General features: G+C 73.2%; 20 protein-coding genes. 12 read left to right on the top strand and 8 right to left on the bottom strand.

The genetic code is table 11. From position 1 onward, the window contains the following. Positions 1 to 4: 4 nt before the first annotated feature. From N912_RS49560 to N912_RS0104980, 6 genes are read right to left on the bottom strand one after another with little or no spacing between them, the layout of a single operon-like run. Complete coding sequence (locus tag N912_RS49560; protein ID WP_211261128.1) at positions 5 to 1,252, bottom strand: MFS transporter; 1,248 nt, start codon at positions 1,250 to 1,252, stop codon at positions 5 to 7. Between the two features lie 60 nt (positions 1,253 to 1,312). Then, positions 1,313 to 2,734, bottom strand: coding sequence for an MmgE/PrpD family protein (locus N912_RS49555; protein ID WP_051579654.1), 1,422 nt, complete (start codon positions 2,732 to 2,734; stop codon positions 1,313 to 1,315). Continuing rightward, the gene (locus tag N912_RS0104995) at positions 2,731 to 3,519 is read right to left on the bottom strand and encodes a cyclase family protein (RefSeq protein WP_245645182.1); all 789 of its coding nucleotides are present in this window, start codon (positions 3,517 to 3,519) and stop codon (positions 2,731 to 2,733) included. Before N912_RS0104995 ends, N912_RS49555 begins: the two co-directional genes overlap by 4 nt. 20 nt (positions 3,520 to 3,539) lie before the next feature. Continuing rightward, positions 3,540 to 4,382 (bottom strand): HpcH/HpaI aldolase/citrate lyase family protein, encoded by an 843-nt coding sequence (locus tag N912_RS0104990; RefSeq protein WP_028921574.1) that lies wholly within the window; start codon positions 4,380 to 4,382, stop codon positions 3,540 to 3,542. Beyond that, positions 4,379 to 5,575 carry a CaiB/BaiF CoA transferase family protein gene (locus tag N912_RS0104985; protein WP_028921573.1) on the bottom strand — a complete coding sequence of 399 codons (1,197 nt, stop codon included), beginning with the start codon at positions 5,573 to 5,575 and terminating at the stop codon, positions 4,379 to 4,381. Before N912_RS0104985 ends, N912_RS0104990 begins: the two co-directional genes overlap by 4 nt. Positions 5,576 to 5,602: 27 nt before the next feature. Beyond that, positions 5,603 to 6,373, bottom strand: a complete 771-nt coding sequence (locus tag N912_RS0104980; protein WP_028921572.1) for an IclR family transcriptional regulator — start codon at positions 6,371 to 6,373, stop codon at positions 5,603 to 5,605. Between the two features lie 161 nt (positions 6,374 to 6,534). Between N912_RS0104980 and N912_RS49550 the strand changes: the two genes are divergently transcribed. The 6 genes from N912_RS49550 to N912_RS0104950 are packed head-to-tail and all read left to right on the top strand — an operon-like array spanning position 6,535 to position 13,451. Continuing rightward, positions 6,535 to 7,878, top strand: a complete 1,344-nt coding sequence (locus tag N912_RS49550) for an MmgE/PrpD family protein (protein ID WP_051579653.1) — start codon at positions 6,535 to 6,537, stop codon at positions 7,876 to 7,878. Beyond that, positions 7,875 to 8,489, top strand: coding sequence for an aspartate/glutamate racemase family protein (locus tag N912_RS0104970; RefSeq protein WP_245645181.1), 615 nt, complete (start codon positions 7,875 to 7,877; stop codon positions 8,487 to 8,489). Before N912_RS49550 ends, N912_RS0104970 begins: the two co-directional genes overlap by 4 nt. Then, on the top strand, positions 8,486 to 9,862 hold the full coding sequence (locus N912_RS0104965; protein WP_028921570.1) for an FAD-dependent oxidoreductase: 1,377 nt from the start codon (positions 8,486 to 8,488) through the stop codon (positions 9,860 to 9,862). The genes N912_RS0104970 and N912_RS0104965 overlap by 4 nt, the downstream gene beginning before the upstream one ends. After that, positions 9,859 to 11,325: a dihydroorotase gene (locus N912_RS0104960; protein WP_028921569.1), complete on the top strand. Its 1,467-nt coding sequence runs from the start codon at positions 9,859 to 9,861 to the stop codon at positions 11,323 to 11,325. The genes N912_RS0104965 and N912_RS0104960 overlap by 4 nt, the downstream gene beginning before the upstream one ends. Next, positions 11,322 to 12,167 carry a nitrilase-related carbon-nitrogen hydrolase gene (locus N912_RS0104955; protein ID WP_028921568.1) on the top strand — a complete coding sequence of 282 codons (846 nt, stop codon included), beginning with the start codon at positions 11,322 to 11,324 and terminating at the stop codon, positions 12,165 to 12,167. Before N912_RS0104960 ends, N912_RS0104955 begins: the two co-directional genes overlap by 4 nt. A 15-nt stretch (positions 12,168 to 12,182) precedes the next feature. Further along, positions 12,183 to 13,451: an MFS transporter gene (locus tag N912_RS0104950; RefSeq protein ID WP_028921567.1), complete on the top strand. Its 1,269-nt coding sequence runs from the start codon at positions 12,183 to 12,185 to the stop codon at positions 13,449 to 13,451. Positions 13,452 to 13,467: 16 nt separating this feature from the next. Here the strand turns inward: N912_RS0104950 and N912_RS0104945 are convergent, their stop codons facing one another. Beyond that, positions 13,468 to 14,424: a cyclase family protein gene (locus N912_RS0104945; protein WP_245645180.1), complete on the bottom strand. Its 957-nt coding sequence runs from the start codon at positions 14,422 to 14,424 to the stop codon at positions 13,468 to 13,470. Between the two features lie 166 nt (positions 14,425 to 14,590). Between N912_RS0104945 and N912_RS0104940 the strand changes: the two genes are divergently transcribed. Beyond that, on the top strand, positions 14,591 to 16,045 hold the full coding sequence (locus N912_RS0104940; RefSeq protein ID WP_028921565.1) for a carboxylesterase/lipase family protein: 1,455 nt from the start codon (positions 14,591 to 14,593) through the stop codon (positions 16,043 to 16,045). Here the strand turns inward: N912_RS0104940 and N912_RS49545 are convergent. Further along, positions 15,992 to 16,708 (bottom strand): class I SAM-dependent methyltransferase, encoded by a 717-nt coding sequence (locus N912_RS49545; protein ID WP_084210593.1) that lies wholly within the window; start codon positions 16,706 to 16,708, stop codon positions 15,992 to 15,994. The genes N912_RS0104940 and N912_RS49545 overlap by 54 nt on opposite strands. Before the next feature lie 38 nt (positions 16,709 to 16,746). Between N912_RS49545 and N912_RS0104930 the strand changes: the two genes are divergently transcribed. The 5 genes from N912_RS0104930 to N912_RS0104910 all read left to right on the top strand — a co-directional run bounded on the left by N912_RS0104930 (position 16,747) and on the right by N912_RS0104910 (position 22,826). Continuing rightward, positions 16,747 to 17,163 carry a MerR family transcriptional regulator gene (locus N912_RS0104930; RefSeq protein WP_037062814.1) on the top strand — a complete coding sequence of 139 codons (417 nt, stop codon included), beginning with the start codon at positions 16,747 to 16,749 and terminating at the stop codon, positions 17,161 to 17,163. A 161-nt stretch (positions 17,164 to 17,324) separates the two neighbouring features. Then, entirely contained in the window at positions 17,325 to 18,743 is a 1,419-nt protein-coding gene (locus N912_RS0104925; RefSeq protein WP_028921563.1) for an ABC transporter substrate-binding protein, read from the top strand. Continuing rightward, the gene (locus tag N912_RS0104920; RefSeq protein WP_028921562.1) at positions 18,740 to 20,737 is read left to right on the top strand and encodes an ABC transporter permease; all 1,998 of its coding nucleotides are present in this window, start codon (positions 18,740 to 18,742) and stop codon (positions 20,735 to 20,737) included. Before N912_RS0104925 ends, N912_RS0104920 begins: the two co-directional genes overlap by 4 nt. Before the next feature lie 5 nt (positions 20,738 to 20,742). Next, on the top strand, positions 20,743 to 21,558 hold the full coding sequence (locus N912_RS0104915) for an RraA family protein (RefSeq protein WP_028921561.1): 816 nt from the start codon (positions 20,743 to 20,745) through the stop codon (positions 21,556 to 21,558). Continuing rightward, positions 21,555 to 22,826: a mandelate racemase/muconate lactonizing enzyme family protein gene (locus N912_RS0104910; protein WP_028921560.1), complete on the top strand. Its 1,272-nt coding sequence runs from the start codon at positions 21,555 to 21,557 to the stop codon at positions 22,824 to 22,826. The genes N912_RS0104915 and N912_RS0104910 overlap by 4 nt, the downstream gene beginning before the upstream one ends. The last annotated feature ends 1 nt before the right edge of the window (position 22,827 follow it).

Below are 22,827 nucleotides of genomic sequence, written 5' to 3'. Positions count from 1 at the left end.
CCGGTCACGACGCGCCCCTGTCTCCGGTCATGGGGACGGGGGCGTGCCTTTCTCCGTGGCCGGGTTCCCTGGTGAACAGCAGCATGGCCAGCGCCCCGATCACCGCGAGCGCGCTCATCAGCGCGAACCCGCTGCCGAAGGTGCCGGTGTTGTGGACGATGAACCCCATCACGACCGGCGCCAGGATGCCCGACGAGGCGAACGCGGCGTCGGCGAACCCGGCCGCCGCGCCGGGATGGGTCGGGGCCGCGTCGATGGCCGCCACCCACCAGATGCCGCCGGTGACGAAGCCCAGTCCCACCCCGAGCGAGATCGAGACCAGCGCGGTGGTCAGCGACGGCGAGACCATGATCGGGATCAGCGACGCCCCGGAGAGCAGCAGCGCCGTTCCCATGATCAGGAATCTGGTACGGACCCGCTGGTAGCGGGCGTAGAGCCGGTCCACGAGCAGGCCGCCGAGCAGCGCCCCGACCACGCCGGCGGCCCACGGCGCCACCGAGAACGCGCCGACCTGCCGGATGCTGAGCTGGTAGGACTTGGCCAGGAACTCCGGCAGCCAGTACATGAACCCCCAGAACATGAAGCCCCAGGCGAAGTAGCCGATCCCGGTGATCCACAGGTTGCGGTTGGTCAGGATCGCGCGCCAGTCCACCCGCGCCTCGCGGGCGGTGCCCTCGGACTCGGCCTGCCCGGCCGCGATGTGTGCCCGTTCCTCCGGCGAACAGCGCGGGTGCTCGGCCGGGGTGTTGCGCAGCAGCGCGAAGGCGACGCCCGCCCACGCCAGCCCGAGGACGGCCAGGATCCAGAACATGCCGCGCCAGCCGGCCACGTGGATGAGCTGGGTGATGATCGGCCCGCTGATGAGCAGGCTTCCGGACACCGCGACGCCGCCGATCAGCGCGAGCGCCTTGCCGCGCTCGGTGGCCGGCAGCCAGCGGCTGGCCACCCGGGTGGCCGCCGGGAAGCCCGGTGCCTCGCCGGCGCCGAGCAGGATCCGCACCAGCAGCAGCCCGGCGAAGCCGCCGGCCAGCGGGGTCAGCGCGGTGGCCACCGACCAGATCAGGATGGAACCGAGCAGCACGTTGCGGGGGCCGAAACGGTCCACCAACGGCCCGGACAGGAACGCGAAGACCATGTATCCGATGGAGAAGACGCCGCCGATGACCCCGTAGGCGGCCGCGTTGAGCCCGAATGCCTCGGAAAGCGGCCGGACCGCGAACGACACCGCGCTCCGGTCAATGTAGTTGATCACGATGAGGGCGACGATCAGGGCTATCGTTGTCCATCGGAAATTGGTCCGCATGTTACTTACTCACCTCGTGTTTCCGGGCGGCGGATCGGGATGGAGCTCCGCCGTCACATCCGCGACGGTGCGGTCGGTGCGCAGCCCCCAGGCCGCGTCGGCAACGCGGGCGGCGTGCGTTTTCGACAGCGCGCGCTCCGCGTTGAGGGTGAACTTGGTGGTCAGCTCCCGCTCGGACAGCGGGTGCGCGGGGCCGCCCCGGTTGTGCGTGACCCGCTCGGTGAGGGTGCGGCCGTCGCGCAGGCGCGCGGTGAGCACGGCGGGGAACTGGCGGGGGAACTCCCGGGTGCACCGCTCGTCGGCGACGCAGCTGACCTTGTCGGCCAGCGCGAGCCTGGCCGGGTCCGCCACGGCGGCGTCGGTGAAGTCCTGGTGGAACACGCCGAGCCCGCCGCCGCCGAGCAGCGCCGCCGCGACCGTGTAGGGGCCGCTGAACGCGCCGTGGTAGCCGGAGCGCGGGCGGCGCTTCTCGGGCAGCGGCTCGCCGATGGTGTGCAGCACCGGTGCCGGGGCGCCGAGGGTCAGCTCGACGATGTCGTCGGGGTTCACGCCGGCGGCGCGCAGCCGCAGCGCGGCGTCGATGCCGGCGTGGGTGAAGTGGTTGCACGGGTACGGCTTGAAGAAGATGCCCGGGGTCTCCCAGTGCTCGCCGAGGCGGTCGGTGACCCTGCCGACGTCGTGGTTCTCGCCGCAGAACGCGCGCAGGAACCCGAACCTGCCCTCCAGCACGGTCGGGGGGCCGGTCAGGCCGGCGTGCGCCAGGTCGGCGGCGACCACGCCGGCGTGCGCGGCCCAGCCGCAGTGCACCCGCTTGACGGTGCCGCCGGTCCGGTTGGCCTCGATCACGCCCGAGCCCATGCTGCACGCGATGCCGATCGCGGAGGTGATGCCGTCCGCGTCCAGGCCGCGCAGCATCCCGGCGGCGACGGCGGCGCCCACGGTGCCGCAGATGGCCGTCGCGTGCTGGCCCCTGTCGAAGAACACGGAGTTGGCGCCGCGCTCGTCGTAGCCGGCCATGCCCAGCCGGCAGGTGACCTCGATGCCGACGGTGGCGGCGTCCAGGAACTCCGGCCCGGACGCCCCGACCGCCTCCGCGACCGCCAGCGCCGCCGGGATGACCGCCGCCGACGGGTGCAGCACCGAGGGGAGGTGGGTGTCGTCGAAGTCCAGCGCGTGCGCCAGCGTGCCGTTGACCAGCGCGGCCGACGGCGCGGGCAGCCGGTCCGGCGACCCGATCGCGGTGGCCGCGCCGTGACCGCCCCAGGACCGGGTCACCTCGGCGACCGCGGTGGCGGGCTTCTCACCGAGCGCGGCCAGGCAGTTGCCGAGCAGGTCGACCACCCGGGCGGCCAGGTCGTCGCGCAGTTCGCCGGGCAGGCCCTCGGCCGCGACCTCGGCGGCCAGCGCCCCGATCCGCTGTGCCGGGGTCATGCGCCGAGCACCGCGATCGGGCGCACCGGCGACCCGGTGCCGCCCACGATCCGCAGCGGCAGCAGCACGAACAGGAACTCGGTGAGGCCCTGGCCGGCGGCGGCCTCCAGGTCGAGGTGCTCGACGATGTAGATGCCGCGCTCCACCAGCAGCAGCCGGTGCACGGGCAGCACCCGGTGGCCCTGCCCGGCCGGGATCTGCTCGTAGGCGGTGGTGTCCGCGCCGGTCGCGACCACGCCCCGGTCGGCCAGCCAGCGCGCGGCCGGCTCGGTCACGCCCGGGACGCCGGAGTCGTGCCCGAGGTAGCGTGCGGCGTCGGAGAAGTGTTGTGCCCAGCCCGTGCGGACCAGCGCAACGTCACCGGCCGCCGGCTCCACCCCGGCCCGCTCCGAGGCGGCGGCCAGGTCCGCCTCGGTGACGCCGTAGCCGGGGTCGAGCACGTCCACGCCGCGCGCGGCGGCCACGTCCAGCAGCACGCCCCGGGTGACGATCGGCGGGATCCGCTCCGCGCCGTGCTCGCTGAACCTCCCGCCGCGCTGCGCCTGCGCCGCGTCGAGCCCGCCGTGCAGCAGCCCGTCGTGGCTGACGTGCGCGAGCGCGTCGATGTGCGTTCCCACGTGCCCGCCGGTGATCAGGACCTCGCTGGCCGCCGAGCCGCCGTCGGGCCGGACCGCGTCGCCGTGCCGGCGTGACAGGGACATCCGGAACCCGGGATGGTTGGGCGAGCAGGGCATCCCGGTGAACAGCGGCTGCCCCAGCTCGACGGTGGTGACACCCTCGGCCACGGCCGCAAGCAGACTACGGGTCAACGTGAGGTCCCTTCCTCGATTGCACTGGCACGGTCGACCAGCCACTGGGCGCTCGCGACGATCGCCGGGTCGACGAACCGGCCGCGTTCGTCCACCCAGGCGGCCACGCCGTTCGCGGTGTTCTCGCGCATGGACTCCAGCAGCGCGCGGGCGGCGGCCAGCTCGTCGGCGTCCGGGGTGAACACCCGGTGCACCGGCTCGACCTGGCGCGGGTGCACCACCGAGCGGCCGAACAGGCCGTGGTCGCGGGCGCGTTCGGTGTCCGCGACCAGGCCGTCGAGGTCGCCGAGGTCGGTCCACACCGCGTGCGGCGGGCTCGGCAACCCCGCGGCGCGGTTGGCGACCACCACCCGCTGGCGCGCCCAGTCCAGCGCGGTGTGCGCGCGCACCCTCAGGTCGGCGCGCAGGTCGGCCTCGCCGAGCGACACGCAGGCCACCAGCGGGTGGCAGCGGGCCAGCGCGAACGCGTGCTCCACCCCGGCGGCGGACTCGACGAGCAGGTGCAGCGGCGCGCCGAGCCGATCGGCCAGCCGTGCCACCGCCGCCGGGTCGGCGCACTTCGGCACCCGCAGTCCGGGCACCTCGACACCGGCCAGCGCGTCGACGTCGGCATGTCCGTACGGGGTGTCGGGCGGGTTGATCCGGACCCAGAGCGGCTTCGGCAGCGGGCGGCTGCTCAACGCGTCCAGCGCGTTGCGGCGCGCGGCGTCCTTGGCGTCGGCGGGGACCGCGTCCTCCAGGTCGTAGACCACCGCGTCGGCCGGCCCGGCCATCGCCTTGGCCAGCAGCCCGGGGCGGCTCGCCGGCACGTACAGCCAGCTCCGGGCGCGGCCGATCACACCACACCGTCCGCGCGCAGCGCGTCGAGCCGTGCCTCGTCCACCCCGTAGCCGGCGAGCACCTCGGCGGTGTGCCGACCCAGGGCGGGACCGGCGCTGCGCACCCGTCCGGGGGTGTCGCTGAGCCGGAACGGGACGTTCTGCATCCGGACCGGCCCCAGCTCCTCGTCCTCGATGCTGACGATGCTGCCCAGCGCCTCGAACTGCGGGTCGGACATCACGTCGGCGGCGGTGTAGATCGGCGCCACCGCCGCGTTGGCCCGCTCGAACTCGGCCATCACCTCGTCGCGCTCGCGCTCCGCGATCCAGCCGCCCACCGCCGCGTCCAGCTCGTCGGCGTGCTCGCCGCGCCCGCTGCCGCTGTTGAACCACGGCTGGTCGATGTAGTCCGGCCGGCCGACCAGCCGCATGACCCGCTCCGCGATGGACTGCGCGCTGGTGGACACCGCCACCCAGGAGCCGTCCGCGCACCGGTAGGTGTTGCGCGGCGCGTTGTTGGCCGATCGGTTCCCGGTGCGGGCCTGCAGCTCGCCGAGCTGGTCGTACACCGTGACCTGCCCCCCGAGCACGGTCAGGATCGGCTCGATGATCGCCATGTCCAGGACCTGGCCCCGGCCGGTGCGATCCCGGGAACGCAGCGCGGTCATGATGCCGAACGCGGTGGTCAGCGCCGCGATGCCGTCGGCGAGCCCGAACGGCGGCAGGGTGGGCGGGCCGTCCGGCTCGCCGGTGATCGCGGCGAACCCGCTCATCGCCTCGGCCAGCGTGCCGAAGCCGGGCCGGCGGGCGTACGGGCCGGTCTGGCCGAAGCCGGTCACCCGTGCCAGCACCAGCCGGGGGTTGATCTCGGAGAGCACGTCGTAGCCCAGGCCCCAGCGCTCCAGCGTGCCCGGCCGGAAGTTCTCGATCACCACGTCGGCGTCGGCGACCATCGTCCGGAACAGCTCCTGGCCGGCCGGCGAGCCCAGGTAGAGCGTGATCGCCCGCTTGTTGCGGGCCAGCATCTTCCACCACAGGCCGACGCCGTCGCGGCTGGCGCCGTGGGTGCGCGCCGGGTCGCCGCGCGGGTGCTCGATCTTGATCACGTCCGCGCCGTGGTCGGCGAGCATGGTCGCGGCCAGCGGCCCGGCGAACAGCGTCGCGACGTCGAGCACCCGCAGGCCGTCGAGCGCGCCGGGCTGGGTGTCTGGCATGTATCGGCCTCCTGAGTGTGTCGGTGTCTACTGACCCGTCCAGCCCATCCGGCGTGAGACCCGCTCGGCGGCGGCCATCACCCGGGGCGCGATCTCGTGCACGAACTCGGGCGTCACCCGGTAGCGCGGGCCGCACACCGAGATCGCGCCGATGACCTCGCCGGTCGCCCCGAACACGGCGGCGGCCACCGAGCCGGCGTCGTGCTGGCGCTCCCCGCCGGAGTGGGCGTAGCCGCTGTCGCGGATCACCTTCAGCTCGGCCCGCAGCGCCTCGGCGTCGGTCACCGTGTTCGGCGTGAGCGCGGCCAGCGGCTCGGACAGCGCGGCCTCGCGGGCGTCCTCGCCGAGGAAGGCGAGCATGCACTTGCCGGAGCTGCCGGCGTGCAGGGGAAACCGCCGGCCCAGCTCGACCGTCATCTTGATCTCGTGCGTGCCGGTGACCTGCTCCAGGTAGACCCGCCCGCCCGGGACCAGCGCGGTGAGGGTGGCCGTCTCGTGGGTGTCGTTGCGCAGCTCGCGCATCACCTCCAGCGCGGCCGAGCGCAGGTCGGAGTCCCGCAGCGCCCGGGCGCCCAGCGCGCTGGCGGCCGGACCCAGCCGGTACTCCCGGCGCTCCGGGTCGAACGCCACCATCCCCCGGGCGACCAGCGTCTGCAGGATCCGGTGCACCACCGCCTTGCTCAGCGCGAGCTCGCGGGCGATCCGGGTGACGCCCAGCGTCGAGGGCGCGTCGGTGAACAGCAACAGGACGTCGACAACCCGGGCCGCCGCCTCGGTGCCACCACCGGTGTCCGCCATCGAACCCTCCGCACGCTCGTACCGCCAAGCGGAACAGAGCATCGCCCGCGTTGCCGCGACCTGTCAAGCAGGTCCGTGAACATTGACGAACGACAGCGGAAAATGCCAGCATTCGACTAGTTGCCAACCTGTTCCGTTCAGCGGTACAGAAAGGGGAGCCGATGTCCGACCAACGCGGGGCGACCGGGGCGGCCGTGGACGGGTTGGCGGGCTGGGCGAGCGCGCTGGCCTGGGAGGACGTCCCCTCGGAGGTGGCCGAGCGGCTCCGGACGGTGCTGTTCGACGCGCTGGGGGCCACCGCGCTCGGCGCCGGCACCGAGGACCAGCGGGCATTGCGGGCGGCCTGGCCCGCCGCGCCCGGCGACGCCCCGCTGGTGGCCGGCAAGCGCCGCGTGGACGCGCCCACGGCGGCGTTCCTGAACGCCCAGGCGATGGTGTGCCTGGAGCTGGACGAGGGGAACAAGCACGCCGGAGGCCATCCGTCCGCGCACGGCTTCCCGGCGGTGCTCGCGCTCGCGGCGGAGCTGGACGTCCCGGGCCCGCGCGTGCTGGCGGCGCTGCTGGTGGCCTACGAGGTGTCGGCCCGGTTCGGGCGGACCACCGCGCTCAACGCCGGCGTGCACCCGCACGGCAACTGGGGGGTGCCCGGCGCGGCGGCCGGGTGCGCGGTGCTGCTCGGGCTGGACGCCGCCCGCGTGGCCGCCGCGATCGACGCCGGCTCGGGCATGCCGGTGGCCGGCCATTTCGACTCCGCGCTGGACGGCAACCCGGTCCGCGACGCCTGGATGGGGATGGCGAACCACTCGGGCATCGCGGCCGCCCGGATGGCCGAGGCCGGGGTGGCCCGCAACACCGGCACGGCGGCGCTCTCGCTCGGCGGGCTGCTGGGGGAGTTCGATCCGGGGAGGCTGACGGAGTTGCTCGGTGAGCGGTACGACGTGCTGGGCAACTACTTCAAGCGGCACGCGTCCTGCTCCTTCACCCACCCGGCCGCCGACCTGGCGCTGCGGGCAAGGTCGGAGCTGTTCGACGGCGTCGCAGCCGCCGAGATCGCGCGGCGGGTCGCGGCCGTGCGGGTGGACACCCACGCGCTGGGCGCGGGACTGAACCGCACCGGGTGGCACAACCGGCTCTCGGCGATGTTCTCCGTCCCGTTCGTGGTGGCGGCGGCGCTGTTGGACGGCAAGGTCGGCCCCGAACAGGCGGTGGACGATCCGAAGCTGGCCGAGCTGGCCCGCCGCGTCGAGGTCACCGAGGATCCCGAGCTGACCCGTCGGCTGCCCGACCAGCGCGCGGCTCGGATGACCGTGCTCACCGAGGACGGGCGCCGGTGGGTCGAGGAGGTGCCCAACCCGGTCGGTGACAGCGACTTCCACCCGCTGGGCCGCGACCAGCTGGCCGAGCTGTTCGGCGATCCGGACACGCTGTGGGACGTGGTCGACCGGTTGCCTCGGGCCCAGGGCGCCAGGGAGCTGCTCGGCCGGCTGGCGGAGGTCCGGTCGTGATCCGCGTCTACTCGGTGACGCCCATCCGGGTCGGTGCGGACGAGCTGGCCCGGCGGGCGGCCCGATACGCCGAGATCGCCCCGCCCGGGGTCGAGGTCCACCTGGCCGACGTCGGCGCCGGCGCGCCCGACCGGCTGGAGCGCGCCGAGGACCTGGACGCCTCGGAACGGGCGGTGGCGGCCGCCCTCTCGCGGATAGACGGCTACGACTACGTGCTGCCCGACTGCGTCCTCGACCCCGCCGCCGACGCGCCGGGAAGACGGGGCATGCTGCGGCTGACGCTGGAGCACCTCGCCGCCGCCGGGCACCGGATCGCGGCGGTCACCCGCAACGCGGTGATCGGCGACGAGCTGGGCCGCAAGGCGCGCGCATACGGGTTCGGCGACGCCCTGGTGGCGGTCACGCTGCTGGACCTCGGCTTCGACGCGGTGTCCGACGCCGGGCGGTGGAACGCCGCGCTGCGCCGGGCCATCGACGACCTGGCCGCGCGCGGTGCCACGGCGGTGATCAACGGCTGCTCCGCGGTGGAGGTGGACCGGTCGGCCGGCGCCGAGGTGCTGGTGGTGGACCCGGCCGCGACCGCCCTGCGACGGCTGGCGGTACGGCCGTGACCGATGTCGACCTGCTCGTGGCCGGGGCCGGTGGTGGCCTGGCCGGGGCATTGCGCGCGGCCGAGCTGGGGCAGCGCGTGCTGGTGGTGGACGCCGACCGGCACCACCTGCGCGGCAACAACACAGCGATGTCCACCGCGATGATCCCCGGCGCCGGCTCGCGCTACCAGCGGGCGGCGGGCATCGACGACTCGCCGGCGTGCTTCCTGGCCGACATCGAGCGCAAGACGCGGGGGACCGCCGAGCCGGCCGTTGCCCGCGCCCTGGCCGAGGTGAGCGCCGAGCTGGTCGAATGGCTGGCCGACCACGTCGGGCTCCCGCTGGAGCTGGCCACCGACGTGCACTACCCGGGCCACGCCGTGCCCAGGGTGCACACCGTCCCCGGCCGGCACGGGTCGCGGCTCTTGGCCGTGCTGTCCGAGGCGGCCCGACGCCACGACCTGGTCGACCTGCTGGTGCCGTGCCGGCTGACGGACCTGCACCCGGACGGCGACGCGATCCGCGCGGTGCTCCGGCACCCGGGCGGCGACACCGAAGAGGTCACCGCCGGCGCCGCGCTGCTCGCCACCAACGGCTACGGCGCGAACGCCGAGCTGGTCCGCCACCACCTGCCCGAGATCGCCGCCGCCACCTACCACGGCGGCGAGCACTCCACCGGCGACGCGCTGCGGATCGGGTCCGCGCTCGGCGCGCGCACCGCATGCCTGGACGCCTACCAGGGTCACGCCGGCCTGTCCGCCACCGCCCGCACCCTCGTCACCTGGACCACGATCATGCACGGCGGGTTCCTGGTGAACCGCGACGGCCGCCGCTTCGGCGACGAGACCAGCGGCTACTCCGAGTACGCCTCGGTGCTGGCCGCCCAGCCCGGCGCCACCGGCTGGATCGTGTTCGACCTGCGCATCCACGAGCTGAGCACCGCGTTCGTCGACTACAAAGATGCCGTCGAGGCCGGCGCCGTACACACAGCCGACACCGCCGAGGACCTCGCGGCGGCGATCTCGGTGCCGGCCGGCGCGCTGCGCGCGGAGCTGGCCGAGGCGGCGGCCGTCGCGGGCGGCGAGCGGGACCGCGACAGGTTCGGTCGCACCGGGTTCGAGGCCGCGCTGGCCCCGCCGCTGCGGGCGGTCCGGGTGCTGCCCGCGCTGTTCCACACCCAGGGCGGCCTGGTGGTGGACGACCACGCCCGTGTCCTCTCCCAGGACGGCGAGCCGATCACCGGCGTCTACGCCTCGGGCGGCGCCGCGGTCGGCATCTCCGGGCGGGGCACGTCGGGCTACCTCGGCGGCAACGGCCTGCTGCCCGCGCTCGGGCTGGCCTACCTGGCCGCGGCACACGCGGCCGGACTCTCGGACGGAGGAGAACACCGATGACGGCCTACGACCTGCTCATCAAGGACGTCCGCGTGGTCCGCCCCGGCACCGACGAGGTGCCCGGCGCGGACATCGCGATCACCGGCGAGAAGATCGTCGCCGTGGCCCCCGACATCGGCGCCGACCAGGCCAGGGAGGTCGTCGACGGCGCCGGCCACCTGGCCTTCCCCGGCGTGGTGGACGCGCACCAGCACTGGGGCATCTACAACCCGCTGGCCGAGGACACCGCCACCGAGAGCCGGGCCTGCGCGCAGGGCGGGGTCACCACCTCGCTGACCTACATCCGCACCGGCCAGTACTACCTCAATCGGGGCGGCAGCTACGCCGAGGTGTTCCCCGAGGTGCTCGCCGGCGCGGCCGGAAAGTCCTATGTGGACTACGCCTTCCACCTGGCGCCGATGCAGTCCTCGCACATCGACGAGATCCCCGACCTGATCAGCGAACACGGCGTGACCTCGTTCAAGATCTTCATGTTCTACGGCGGCCACGGCCTGCACGGCCGCTCGAACCGGCAGAACGAGTTCCTGATGATCCCGGAGGGGGAGCGCTACGACCTCGCGCACTTCGAGTTCGTCATGCGCGGCATCCAGCGCGCCCGCGAGCGGTTCCCCGAGCTGTCCGACGCGATCTCGCTGTCCCTGCACTGCGAGACCGCCGAGATCATGACCGCCTACACCGAGCTGGTCGAGCGGGACGGGAAGCTGTCCGGGCTGGAGGCCTACAGCGCGTCCCGCCCGCCGCACTCCGAGGGCCTTGCCGTCACGATCGCCTCCTACCTCGCGCACGAGACCGGGCTGCCCACCATCAACCTGCTGCACCTGTCCTCGGCCAAGGCGATGGAGGCGGCCGTGCTGATGGCGCGCGCGTTCCCGCACGTGGACTTCCGCCGCGAGGTCACCATCGGCCACCTGCTCGCGGACGTGAGCACCGCCGACGGGATCGGCGGCAAGGTGAACCCGCCGCTGCGGCCCCGCGAGGACGTCGAGGCGCTGTGGCGGCACCTGCTGGACGGGCAGGTGGACTGGGTGGTGTCCGACCACGCCTGCTGCAAGGAGGCCACCAAGTTCGGCGCCGACCGAGAAGACGTCTTCGAGGCCAAGTCCGGCTTCGGCGGCACCGAGTACCTGCTGCCCGGCCTGGTCGGCGAGGGCCGCGCCCGAGGGCTGTCGATGCGCCGGGTCGCCGAGCTCACCGCGTGGAACCCGGCGCGCCGGTTCGGCCTGCCCACCAAGGGCGACATCGCGCCCGGCTACGACGCGGACATCGCGCTCATCGACCCCGACAGGTCGTGGGTGGTGGACCCGGCCGACTCCGAGTCCACCCAGGAGTACTCCCCGTTCCGGGGCCTGGAGATCGGCTCCACGGTCACCGCGACCTTCCTGCGCGGCCAGCCCGTCTACCGGGACGGGAAGGTGCACGGCCTGCCCACCGGCCGCTACCTGCACCGGCCCACCGCCCGATGAGCGCCCGCTACCGGGTCGCCTGCCTGCAGATGGAGTGTGCGGTCGGCGAGCCCTCGCGGAACATCGCGACTGCCGTGCGGCTGGCCCGGTCGGCGGCGCGGGCGGGGGCGCGGCTGCTGGTGCTGCCGGAGCTGTGCAACTCCGGCTACGTGCTCGCCTCCCGCGCCGAGGCCCACGCGCTGGCCGAGCCGGTGCCCGACGGCCCGGCGTCCTCGGCGTTCCTCGAGGTGTGCCGGGAGACCGGCGCCTACTTGGTCGCCGGGCTGGCCGAGCGGGACGGGGCCGACCTGTACAGCTCGGCGGTGCTCTACGGCCCGGACGGGCACCTCGGCACCTACCGCAAGCTGCACCTCTGGAACACCGAGAACCTCTACTTCGAGCCGGGCGACCTCGGCGTCCGCGTCGTCCACACCGAGATCGGCCGCATCGGCCTGGCGGTGTGCTACGACGCCTGGTTCCCGGAGACCTTCCGCGCGCTGGCCGCGCAACGCGCCGACCTGGTCGCGATGCCGGTCAACTGGGTGCGCGGGCCGGGCGACGCCGAGGGCTCCCACCCGGCCGGCGTCACGCTGGCGATCGCGGCGGCCACCTGCAACGGGATGTCCATCGCGGTCGCCGACCGGGTGGGGGAGGAGCGCGGCCAGCGTTTCCTCGGCGCCAGCACCCTGGTCGGGCCGCGCGGCCAACTGCTCGCCCCGCTCGCCGGCGACACCGACGAGCAGGTCGTGGCCGCCGAGATCGACCTGGAGGCGATCCGCTCGGCGCGCACCTGGAGCCCGTACAACCACCTCATGCACGACCGCAGGACCGACGTCTACGGCCCGCTCCCGACCGGCCGCTGACGAGGCGAGGTGACCATGCGTTTCCCGCACCGTTGGACGATCGTCCTGCTGATCGTCTCGCTGGTCGCGATCAACTACATCGACCGGAGCGCGCTGTCCTACGCGCTCGGACCGCTGGGCACCGAGCTGGGCATCGACAACGCCGGCTACGGGGTCATCAACAGCGCCTTCAACATCGGCTACCTGGTGTTCGCGTTCCTGGTCGGCCCGCTCACCGACAGGTACGGCTGCCGGAAGATCCTGCTGGCCAGCATGGCGGTCTGGACGGTGGCCACCGCGCTGGTGCCGATGTCGGGCGGGTTCGCCGGGCTGCCGGTGATCCGGATCCTGCTCGGCGCCGGCGAGGGCCCCAGCTTCCCGGCCGCGACCCGCCTGTTCAGCCGCTGGCTGCCGCAACGCGAGCGGGGCGTGGCGCTGGCCATGATCGGCGGCGTGGCGGTGTCCGGCAGCCTGCTGGTGGGCGGCCCGCTGAGCGCCTGGCTGATCGGCACCGCGGGCTGGCGCTCGACGTTCTACATCCTGGCCCTGCTCGGCGTGGCCTGGCTGGTGGTCGCCGGCGTGCTGCTGCGGGACACCCCGAGGCAGTCCCGCCGGGTGAGCGCGGCCGAGCGGGCACACATCACCGCCGGCCTGCTCGCCGAGGAACGCAGCGCCCACGAGCCGGCGATCGACTGGGCGGCGATCCTGCGCAACCGCAACCTGTGGATCGTCGGCGTCGGCTACTTCGGCTGGGGGTTCATCTTCTGGTGCTTCATGTACTGGCTGCCCGCCTACCTGGAGAACCAGTACCACCTCGGCCTGACCACCGTCGGCCTGCTGGCCACCGTGCCCTGGGCCGCCGGCATCGTCGGCGCGGTGCTCGGCGGCGTCCTCGTCGACACCGCCTACGCCCGCACCCAACGGATCCGCGGCCGGTTCGTCATCATCGGCATCGCGCTGCTGCTCTCCGGCGCGGCCCTGATCCCGATCGTCGCCGCGCCCTCGCTGACGGTGTCCATCGTGTTCATCTCCCTCGGCGTGGGCTGCGGCTTCATCACCGGTGGCATCTGGTGGGTCGCGGCCATCGACGCGGCCCCGACCCAGCCCGGGGCGGCCGCCGGGTTCGCCGATGCGGCGTTCTCCCTGTCCGGCATCGTGGCCCCGGCCGTGATGGGCCTGCTGGTCCAGCGGACCGGCGCGTACTCCATCGGGTTCGTGGTCATGGCCGTCCTGGCGCTGGCCTCCTCGGCGCTGCTCCTGTTCTGCACCACCGAACCGAGGCGCGCCGCCCCCGCCGGCCGTTGAAGGCTCGTGACCGCCGTCAGAACGTGGCGATCGGGTTGACCGGGCTGCCGGACGTACCGGCGAAGCGGACCGGCGCGACGGCGAGGTGGAAGTCCCACTGGCCGAGCTCGGCGGCCGTCGCGGCGCACGCCTCCAGGTCGCAGTTGTCGAGCATCCACAGGCCCATCGCGACCAGGCTCACGGCGTGCACCGGCATCAGCACGTCCTCGTACCCCGACGGCTGAACGTCCTGGGGGGTGTCGGCGCCGATCAGCGCGACCTGGCGTTCGTGCAGCCACGGCAGGCAGGACGCGTGCCAGCCGGCCTGCGTGATGCCGCCGGCCTCACCGCCCTCGTGCCGGAGCCGGCCACCGCCGGTCCGCAGGAGCACCGCGTCGCCGGGTCGCACCCGCACACCCTGGCGGCGCTCGGCCTCGTCGAGGTCGTCGGGAAACACGCCCTGCCCCGGTTCCAACCACGGCACATCGCGGACCCTCGCGACGTCGAGCAGGACCCCACGCGTGACGATGCCGTTCGCCGCCGCCGTGACCGCCGCCCACGCCGACCCCGTCGCGGCGTCGACCAACGAGTGCGACCGCCCGTTGTACATCGTGCCGTCCCAGAACAGGTGGCACGGCGAGTCGACGTGGGTGATGGTGTTGCCGTGGAACATCATGCCGAGCCGCTCGTGCGCAAAGCCCCAGCGCCGGTCGTTGCGGAACCCGGGCACCGGCATGTCCTCGGCGCCCGGCATGTCGGCGGCGCACGGGCACGCCGTCGTCGAGCGCTCCATCTCCTCCGGCACGGCAATGTCCCACGCGCACGACACGCCCCTGCCGTGACGCACGGCCCGCGCCGCCGCCAGCCGGACCTCGTCGGTGATGTGGTTCAGGGTGCCGAGCTCGTCGTCGTCGCCCCACCGCCCCCAGTTCGACAGCGTGTCGAAGTACCCGAGCACATCATCCTGTGTGGGCATCGCCCGCCCTGCCGTCATCCCAGCACCAACTCCTCCGCCTCACGCCGTCCGAGGCACCGGGGGCGGGGCGTCCCACCCTCGCCAGTGCCCGCTCGGCCGGCATGACACTAGATCAGCGGGCCAGCGCAAACCTCGACCAGATAACTCCGTTGAGCCGGGTGGTGCGCGATGTGAGGGTGGGGTCATGATCGTCGAGACGCGCACCGACGCGGGAATGGTCCGGGGGCGTTGGGAGGACGGGGTGGCCGTGTTCCGCGGCGTCCCCTTCGCCGCGCCACCGGTCGGGCCGAACCGGTTCACCGCGCCACGGCCGGCCGTTCCGTGGGACGGGGTTCGCGACGCCACCCGGTTCGGCCCGCCGCCACCGCAGCCGGGCCGGGCGACGGACGGGCAGGAGTGGCTGAACCTCGTCGTCTGGACGCCCGATCCCGGTCGGTCCGGGCTTCCGGTGGTGGTGTGGATCAGCGGCGGCACCTACCTGAACTGCGACTCGGCCAACCCCCACCTCTGCGGCGCCGCCCTGGCCTCGGCGGGCGCGGTCGTGGTGAGCGCGCACTACCGCACCGGGGCGGAGGGGTTCGCCCGCCTCGACGGCGCGCCGGACAACCGAGGGCTGCTCGATCAGGTCGCCGCGCTCGGCTGGGTGCGCGAGAACGTCACCGCCTTCGGCGGCGACCCGGCCAACGTCACGGTCCTCGGCCAGTCCGCGGGCGCGGGCTCGATCGCCGCGCTGCTGGTGATGCCGGCCGCCGCCGGGCTGTTCCGGCGCGCGATCCTGCAGAGCCTGCCCGGGACCTACTTCACCCCGGCCCTCGCCTCGGACATCGCCGCAGAGGTCGGCGCCGAGCTCGGCCGCCCGCCCCGGGCCGAGGATCTCACCGGCGTCGCACCCGATGACCTCGTCGCGGCGGCGCGGTCGGTCACCGCGCGTCTTCCGGAGCGCGCGGGCCGGTGGGGCTCCGTGGCGTACACGCCGACGCCGTTCTCCCCGGTGGTGGACGGCGAGATCCTGCCGGCGTCGCCGTGGGCCGCGCTCGGCGAGGGCGCGGCCCGTGACGTCGAGCTGCTGGTCGGGCACACCCGCGACGAGTACAGCCTGCTCGCCGCCCGGCTCGGCGACACGCTCGACGACGCAGGGGCGGACGCGCTGCTCGACGGGCTGACACCGACGCCGGGCGCGCGCCGCTACCGCGCGGCCTACCCGTCCGCCTCCCCGAACGAGCTGCGCGACACCGCCATGTCGGACTGGCTGTGGCGGATGCCGGCCCTGCACCTCGCCGAGGCCGCCCACGCCGGCGGCGCGCGGGTGTGGTTCTACGAGCTCGGCTGGGGGTTCAACGCCGCGGGCGCCTCGCACGGGCTGGACACCCTGCTCGTGTTCGGCACCGCCGAGATCGACACCGGGCTCACCGAAGCGGGCCCGGACGCCGTCGCCCAGGCCCGGGGCCTGTCCGAGCTGATGCGGGCCGAGCACCACTCGTTCGCCGCCACCGGCGACCCCGGATGGCCCCGCTACACCCCCCACGAGCGCCGCACCCGCGTGTACGACACCGACTGCACGATCACCCGCTACCCCGAGCAGCGCTCACGCGTGATCTGGCGTGGTCGACGGTTCGGCGCCCTGGACCTCATCGGATGACCGGCCACTCAGCGGGCTCACGTGCCCGACGACGCACGCCACCGGCGGGTCGAGGGCGAGCATCTCGGTTCGGAGGTCGGCGAACCCGGCCTCGGTGAGCTGCGCCGCCAGTTCGCCGGCGGCCGCCTCCGACGTGGCCGCGGTGGCGCCCGGGCAGCGGGGCTGGGACACCACGGCGATGCGCCCGCCCGGCCGCAACAGCCGACCGATCTCGCGTAGCCGGGCGGTGGGGTCGGGCCACATGCCGACGGTGTTGACGGCGAGCGCGGCGTCGAACGGGCCGTCGCCGAGCGACAGGCTCTCGACCGGCGTGTGCACCAGCCGTACCCGTCCGGCCCGGATGGCGGCCCGGTTGCGGCGGCCGGCCTGGCGGATCATGACCGGCGAGTGGTCGACGCCGACCACCAGCCCGTCGGTCGCCCGGCCGGCGAGGGCGGCGACGGCCACGCCCGGGCCGCAGCCGAGCTCGATGACGCGGTCGGTCGGCTGGACGTCCAGGACCCGCACCGCCCACCGGTTGCGCGCCACGTTCGACGAGCGCCGGCCCATGATCCAGCCGGCGATGTGCCCGACGGCCCCGGTCGGCCGGTGGAACTGTGCCACCCCGCCGCGAGGACCCCACCATTGCAGGATGCCGAGCAGCACCCTCTCCTTGATCGTCATGACGACGAGCCAAGCACTTCGAGTACGCTTGAAGTCAAATGTTGCTGTCGATCGGTGAGCTGTCCGAACGCACCGGCGTGCCCACGACCACGCTGCGGTACTACGACGAGCTGGGGCTGGTGCGCCCGACGGCCCGGGCGGCGGGGCGGCGGCGCTATGCCGAGTCGGCGGTCAGGCAGGTCACGGTGATCGTCTTCTTCCGCGAGATCGGGTTCTCGCTGGCGGAGATCGGACGTTTCCTGGCCGGCGAGCGGCAGTCCCAACAGGCCATGATCGATCACAAGCTCGCCGAGCTGGCCGAGCAGCAGCACCGCATCGAGGTGGCCCGCACCGCGCTCGAGCACGGTCGCCAGTGCCCGGCCAGCCAACCCACGAGGTGCCCCCGGTTCTGGTCGATCATCGAAGGCCGGCTACGGGGCCTTTCGGTGGAGGAAAGCCACGCGCGAGCGCACTGACCGCCCCGGTTGACAGCCGGACTGCGGCGCTCTTACGTTGTCCGGGTCGCGGTAAGTGGTATGACCTTTCACCACGCGGAAATCCGTGGTCGTCCGGCAACGGGGCTGGAGCCGAGTGACCCTGCGCGCCATCCCGCTGCCCGAGTCCGGGAAAGGTGGACATGGAGTGGACACGGCGGCGGTTTCTCGGTACGGGCGCGAGCGCACTGGGCGTGCTGGGGCTCAGCGCCTGCGGGGGTAGCGGTTCGAGCACGCCGAGGGTTCAGGTCGAGGTGCCGCCCGACGTCGTCTCGGCCGCCGGCCCGTACAAGGGCTCGTCGCTGGGCATGCTCTCCCAGAAGCTCTACTCCGACCGCGCCAACGCCGCCCTGGACCGCTCGCTGCAGGCGTTCGCCAAGGCCACCGGCACGACGGTGGAGAACAGCCTGGTCAGCTCCGACACCGGCGACCTGGTGGCGAAGACGGACGCGGCGGTCAAGGCGGGCAACCCCCGGGACATCGCGTTCTTCAACGACAACCGGTTCGTGGCCCAGTTCCACAACCTCGGCGACCTGGTCGACGTCACCGACGTGGTCACCGAGCTGAGCGCCCGGTACGGCGAGCCCGCCGCCGAGTCGCGGAACTTCTGCTCGTTCGGCGGCAGGTGGTTCGCGATCCCGTACCAGTTCGTCGGCTCCGGGGCGTTCGCCCGCAAGGACTGGCTCCAGGAGAAGGGCATCGCGCTCAAGGAGTCCTACACCTGGGCCGAGATGCGCGACATCTGCCTGGAGATCTCCGACCCGTCCAAGCGGCGGTTCGGCTGGGGCCTGACCGTCAACCGCTCCGGTGACGGCAACGGCTTCCTGGAGTACCTGATCTACGGCTACGGGGGCTCGATCACCGCGAACGACGGCCGCAAGGTCACGTTCAACTCCCCGGAGACGATCGACGCCGTCGAGTTCGTCCGCGACCTGTACACCAACCCGAAGTACAAGCCGATGCTGCCGCCGGGCATCGAGAGCTGGACGGACTCCAGCAACAACGAGAACTGGCTGGCCGGCATCCTCGGCTTCACCCGCAACCAGTACAGCCTCTACGCCGACTCCAAGGCGACAAAGAACCCGGTCTACGCCAACACGCACCCGTTCATCGACTGCACCGGCCCGGCCAGCCGGCGCCCGCTAGCCTGGTGCCAGTCGCAGGCGTTCGTCATCTTCAAGGGCGCGAAGAACCCCGAGCTGGCCAAGGTGATGGCGCAGTACCTGGTCAGTGGCACCCCGCTGCTGGGCGTGTCGAAGGACGCCACCGGGCTTGCGATGCCGGCCTGGGAGAAGGTGTGGGCCTCCGACGAGTTCTACCTGCGCGGCGACCCGGCGTTCCCGATGCTGCACAAGCTGGCCACCCAGCCGCTGCCGATCACGACCACCACCGGCAACGCGTTCCCGCAGGCGCCGAGCCCGGGGGAGCAGGCCACCCTGCAGGCCTACGTGCTCACCGACATGATGCAGGAGGTGCTGCGCGGGACACCGGGCAAGGACGCGGTGGCCACCGCCCACCAGCGGATCGTGCGGATCTTCGAACAGCAGGGCATCGCGCAGTGACCCAGGTTCGGGACCGGCCGGTGCCGCGCCGGTCGGTCGGTTCTCCGCGCGCCGGTCCGCGTCCGCGCCGGGTGCTCGGCCGCGACTGGAAGCTGGCGGCGGCGTTCCTGAGCCCCACGGCGGTGCTGGTGGCGTCGCTGATCCTGCTGCCGATCGCGGACTCGGTGCTGCTCAGCACCACCGAGCGGCACGGCCCGGAGACCGTGTTCGTCGGCGCGGACAACTACACCGCGCTGGTCGGCGACCCGCTGTTCCACGCCGGCGTGGTCAACTCGTTCGTCTTCACCGGGTACGCGGAGATCTTCAAGGTCGTCCTGGGCCTGGTCGCGGCGCTGCTGCTGCACCACCTGCCGCGCGGGCGGGCGGTGCTGGCCGGCGTGCTGTTGCTGCCCTGGGTGGTGCCCACGGTGGTCACCGCCTTCACCTGGCGCTCGATGCTCGACCCGATCTTCGGCAGCGTGAACACGCTGCTCACCGACACCGGCGTCGGCCCGCTGCTGGCCGGGCTCGGTTTCGTGAACGCCTGGCCGGCGGGCTGGCTGTCCGACCCGGAGCTGGCCATGCCGTCGGTGATCCTGGTGAACGTGTGGAAGGGCGTGCCGTTCTTCGCGGTGAACTTCCTGGCCGGGCTGAAGGCGATCGACGGTGGGCTGTACGAGGCGGCGATGGTGGACGGCGCGTCGCCGTGGCAGCGGTTCCGGCACGTCACGCTGCCCGGGCTGCGCCACGTCATGATCGTCACCACCCTGCTGTCGTCGATCTGGACGTTCAACAACTTCGACCTGGTCTGGCTGATGACCCAGGGCGGGCCGGGCAACGCCACCGCGCCGTACGTGCTGGTGGCGTACGCGAAGGCGATCCAGCAGCTGCAGTTCGGCGCGGGCGCGGCGGTGACGTTGGTGATGCTGCCGGTCGTCGGGGTGCTCGTGGTGTTCCTGGTGCGGTTGATGCGGCGCGGCGAGGGCGACGGCGATCGCGCTGGACAGGCGCGGACCGGGCGGCGGCGTGGGCTCGGGTGGGCCGCGCTGGTCGGCGGCCTGGCGCTGCTGGCGGTGGCCTCGCCGCACATCTTCTGGAAGGCCGCCGTGCTGCTCGGCGGGTTCGTGCTGGTCGCGGTGCTGGTCGGGCGGGCGGCGTCGGCGCTGGCCGCGCGCGGGCGGGCGCGGCCGGCCAGGCTAGTCAACGCCGGCGGGTCCGGGGTCGCGCTGCTCGCGCTGCTGCTGTTCGTGCTCGGCCCGCTGTACTACGTGCTGGTCACCGCGTTCAAGCCGGACGAGCAGATCGTCATGCACACCAGCGACCTGTGGCCGACGCCGTGGAGTGTGGAGCAGTTCGAGTCCCTGTTCGACGGCCAGCGGTTCGGCACCTGGTACCTGAACACGGTGTTCGTGTCCCTGGCCGCGACGGTGGTGGCGCTGTGCTGCGCGGCGCTGGCCGGCTACGCACTGGCCCGGCTGCGTTTCCGGTTCGCCGACGGGTTCACCGTGACCGTGCTGCTCACCTACGTCATGCCCGGCGCGCTGTTGTTCATCCCGCTCTACCAGTTGCTCAGCGGGCTGAACCTGATCGACTCGCCGTGGTCGCTGGTGGTGACCTACCCGACGTTCACGCTGCCGTTCGCGACCTGGCTGCTGATGGGCTACTTCAAGACCATCCCGGCGGACCTGGAGGAGGTGGCGATGGCCGACGGCTGCTCCCGGTTCCAGGCCTTCCGCCGGATCACCCTGCCGCTGGCGAGGCCCGGCCTGCTGGCGGTCGCGCTGTTCACGCTGACCAACGCGTGGAACGAGTTCCTGTTCGCGTTCGTGTTCATCACCAAGGAGGAGTACAAGACGCTGCCCGTCGGCATCCAGTCGATGATCTTCGGTGACGTGGTGCCGCAGGGCCAGCTGGCCGCCGCGTCGCTGCTGATCAGCGTCCCGGTGGTGCTGATGTACGCGTTCGGGCAGCGTTTTCTCACCGAGGGCCTCACCGCGGGGGCCGTGAAGGGATGAGATCTGTGCGCATCGAGCCCACCAAGGACGCCCTGTGTGAGCTGACGGAGGCCTGGCGGGGTGAGCGGTTCGGCTCGGGACGGCCCCGGGTGCCCGACGAGGTGCTCGACGGCCTGCGCCTGGCCACCACCGAGGAGGCGTGGTCCGCGCTGCACGAGGCCGGCTACCCGCGGCAGTTCGCCGGTGGCTGGTGCCGGACCCACCCGGAGAACGTGCTGGTCGGCCGCGCGGTGACCGCCCAGTTCGTGCCGCACCGGCCGGACCTGGACGCCGTGGTGGTCGCCGCCGGCGCCCGCGAGGGCCACCACGAGGGCGACCGGCAGAACTCCTGGGTGATCGAGCTGCTCGAACCCGGCGACGTGCTGGTGGTGGACATCTTCGGCAAGGTCGTGGAGGGGACGGTCGTCGGCGACAACCTGGGCACCGCGGTGGCCTCGCGCATCGGGGTGGGCGCGGTGATCGACGGCGGCGTCCGCGACCTGCAGGGGCTGCGCCGGCTCGGCGGCGGGGTCAACTTCTTCTACCGGGCGGCCGACCCGACCCCGATCCGGGGCGTCACGCTGGCCGGGGTGAACCTGCCGATCCGGATCGGAGACGCGACGGTGCTGCCCGGCGACGTGGTGCTCGGCACCGAAACCGGCGTGTCGGTCATCCCGGCCCAGCTCGCCGCCGACGTGGCCGCCGCCAGCGAGGACACCCGGGTCCGGGACGCGTTCGGCAAGCAGCGGCTGGCCGAGCGCCGCTACACCAGCGCCCAGATCGACGTCGCGACCTGGAGCGAGGAGATCGAGGCGGACTTCCAGCAATGGCGTCAGTCGTGACCGGCACGGTGAGCGAGGAGTACGTCGACACCGCGTCCCGGCCGAGCGCGCTGCGCATCACCGACCTGCGGGTGGCGAACCTGCACGGCGTCCCGTTCCGCTCCTCGATCATCCGCATCGACACCAACCAGGGCCTGGTCGGCTACGGCGAGGTCCGCGACCAGGCCAGCGCCAGCTACGCGCTGACGCTCAAGAGCCGCCTGCTCGGGGAGAACCCGTGCAACGTGGACAAGCTGTTCCGCAAGATCAAGCAGTTCGGCTTCCACGGCCGGCAGGGCGGCGGCGTCTCCGGGGTGGAGATGGCGCTCACCGACCTGGCCGGCAAGGCGTACGGGGTGCCGGCGTACGCGCTGCTCGGCGGCCGGTTCCGGGACACCGTCAGGTGCTACGCGGACACCCCGTCGGTGCCCGACCCGCGCGAGATGGGCGCCCGGCTGCTGGAGCGCAAGGCTCGCGGGTTCACCATGCTCAAGATGGACGTCGGGATCGACCTGCTCTGGGACGTCCCCGGGGCGGTCATCGCGCCGCCGGGGGCGCGGGAGGACACCACGACCATGCACCCGTTCGCCGGCATCCAGGTCACCGCGGCGGGGGTGGCGCGGCTGGCCGAGTACGTCGACACCGTGCGCTCGGTGGTCGGCTACGACGTGGCGCTGGCCGCCGACCACTTCGGCCACATCGCGCTGGACTCCTGCATCCGGATCGGCCGGGCGCTGGAGCCGTTCACGCTGGCCTGGATCGAGGACCTGATCCCGTGGCAGTTCACCGACCAGTGGCGCCAGCTCACCGAGGCGGTGGCCGTGCCCACCTGCACCGGCGAGGACATCTACCTGCTCGACGGGTTCCGGCCGCTGCTGGACGCCGGCGCGATCCGGGTGGTGCACCCCGACCCGGCGACCTCGGGCGGCATCGCGGAGACCAAGCGGATCGGCGACTACGCCCAGGAGCGCGGCATCGCGATGGCGCTGCACCTCGCCGCGTCCCCGGTCGCCACCATGGCCTGCGTGCACCTGGCCGCCGCGACCGAGAACTTCCTGGCGCTGGAGCACCACGCCGCCGACGTGCCGTTCTGGAACGAGCTGGTCACCGGGCTGCCCGACCCGCTCATCCGGGACGGGCACATCGCCGTCCCGGGCGCGCCGGGGCTCGGCTTCGGCGACATCGACGAGGAGCTGTTCCGCCGCCAGCTCGACCCTCGGGACCCGGTGTTCTTCGCCGAGACCAGCCACTGGGACCACGAGACCAGCCACGACCGGCTCTGGAGTTAGA

Source organism: Actinospineispora acaciae DSM 45401, assembly GCF_000620785.1.
Classification (GTDB): domain Bacteria; phylum Actinomycetota; class Actinomycetes; order Mycobacteriales; family Pseudonocardiaceae; genus Pseudonocardia; species Pseudonocardia acaciae.
The sequence above is the reverse complement of the archived record's forward strand: the minus strand, read 5'-3'. Positions and strand labels throughout refer to the sequence as shown.

What these genes read in the sequence shown, in the direction of transcription:
- N912_RS49550 (WP_051579653.1), top strand. Translation starts at nt 6,535, where the DNA reads ATGTCCGACCAACGCGGGGCGACCGGGGCGGCCGTGGACGGGTTGGCG.
- N912_RS0104930 (WP_037062814.1), top strand. Translation starts at nt 16,747, where the DNA reads ATGTTGCTGTCGATCGGTGAGCTGTCCGAACGCACCGGCGTGCCCACG.
- N912_RS0104950 (WP_028921567.1), top strand. Translation starts at nt 12,183, where the DNA reads ATGCGTTTCCCGCACCGTTGGACGATCGTCCTGCTGATCGTCTCGCTG.
- N912_RS0104955 (WP_028921568.1), top strand. Translation starts at nt 11,322, where the DNA reads ATGAGCGCCCGCTACCGGGTCGCCTGCCTGCAGATGGAGTGTGCGGTC.
- N912_RS0104945 (WP_245645180.1), bottom strand. Translation starts at nt 14,424, where the DNA reads ATGACGGCAGGGCGGGCGATGCCCACACAGGATGATGTGCTCGGGTAC.
- N912_RS0104940 (WP_028921565.1), top strand. Translation starts at nt 14,591, where the DNA reads ATGATCGTCGAGACGCGCACCGACGCGGGAATGGTCCGGGGGCGTTGG.
- N912_RS0104985 (WP_028921573.1), bottom strand. Translation starts at nt 5,575, where the DNA reads ATGCCAGACACCCAGCCCGGCGCGCTCGACGGCCTGCGGGTGCTCGAC.
- N912_RS0104925 (WP_028921563.1), top strand. Translation starts at nt 17,325, where the DNA reads ATGGAGTGGACACGGCGGCGGTTTCTCGGTACGGGCGCGAGCGCACTG.
- N912_RS49555 (WP_051579654.1), bottom strand. Translation starts at nt 2,734, where the DNA reads ATGACCCCGGCACAGCGGATCGGGGCGCTGGCCGCCGAGGTCGCGGCC.
- N912_RS0104960 (WP_028921569.1), top strand. Translation starts at nt 9,859, where the DNA reads ATGACGGCCTACGACCTGCTCATCAAGGACGTCCGCGTGGTCCGCCCC.
- N912_RS49545 (WP_084210593.1), bottom strand. Translation starts at nt 16,708, where the DNA reads ATGACGATCAAGGAGAGGGTGCTGCTCGGCATCCTGCAATGGTGGGGT.
- N912_RS0104980 (WP_028921572.1), bottom strand. Translation starts at nt 6,373, where the DNA reads ATGGCGGACACCGGTGGTGGCACCGAGGCGGCGGCCCGGGTTGTCGAC.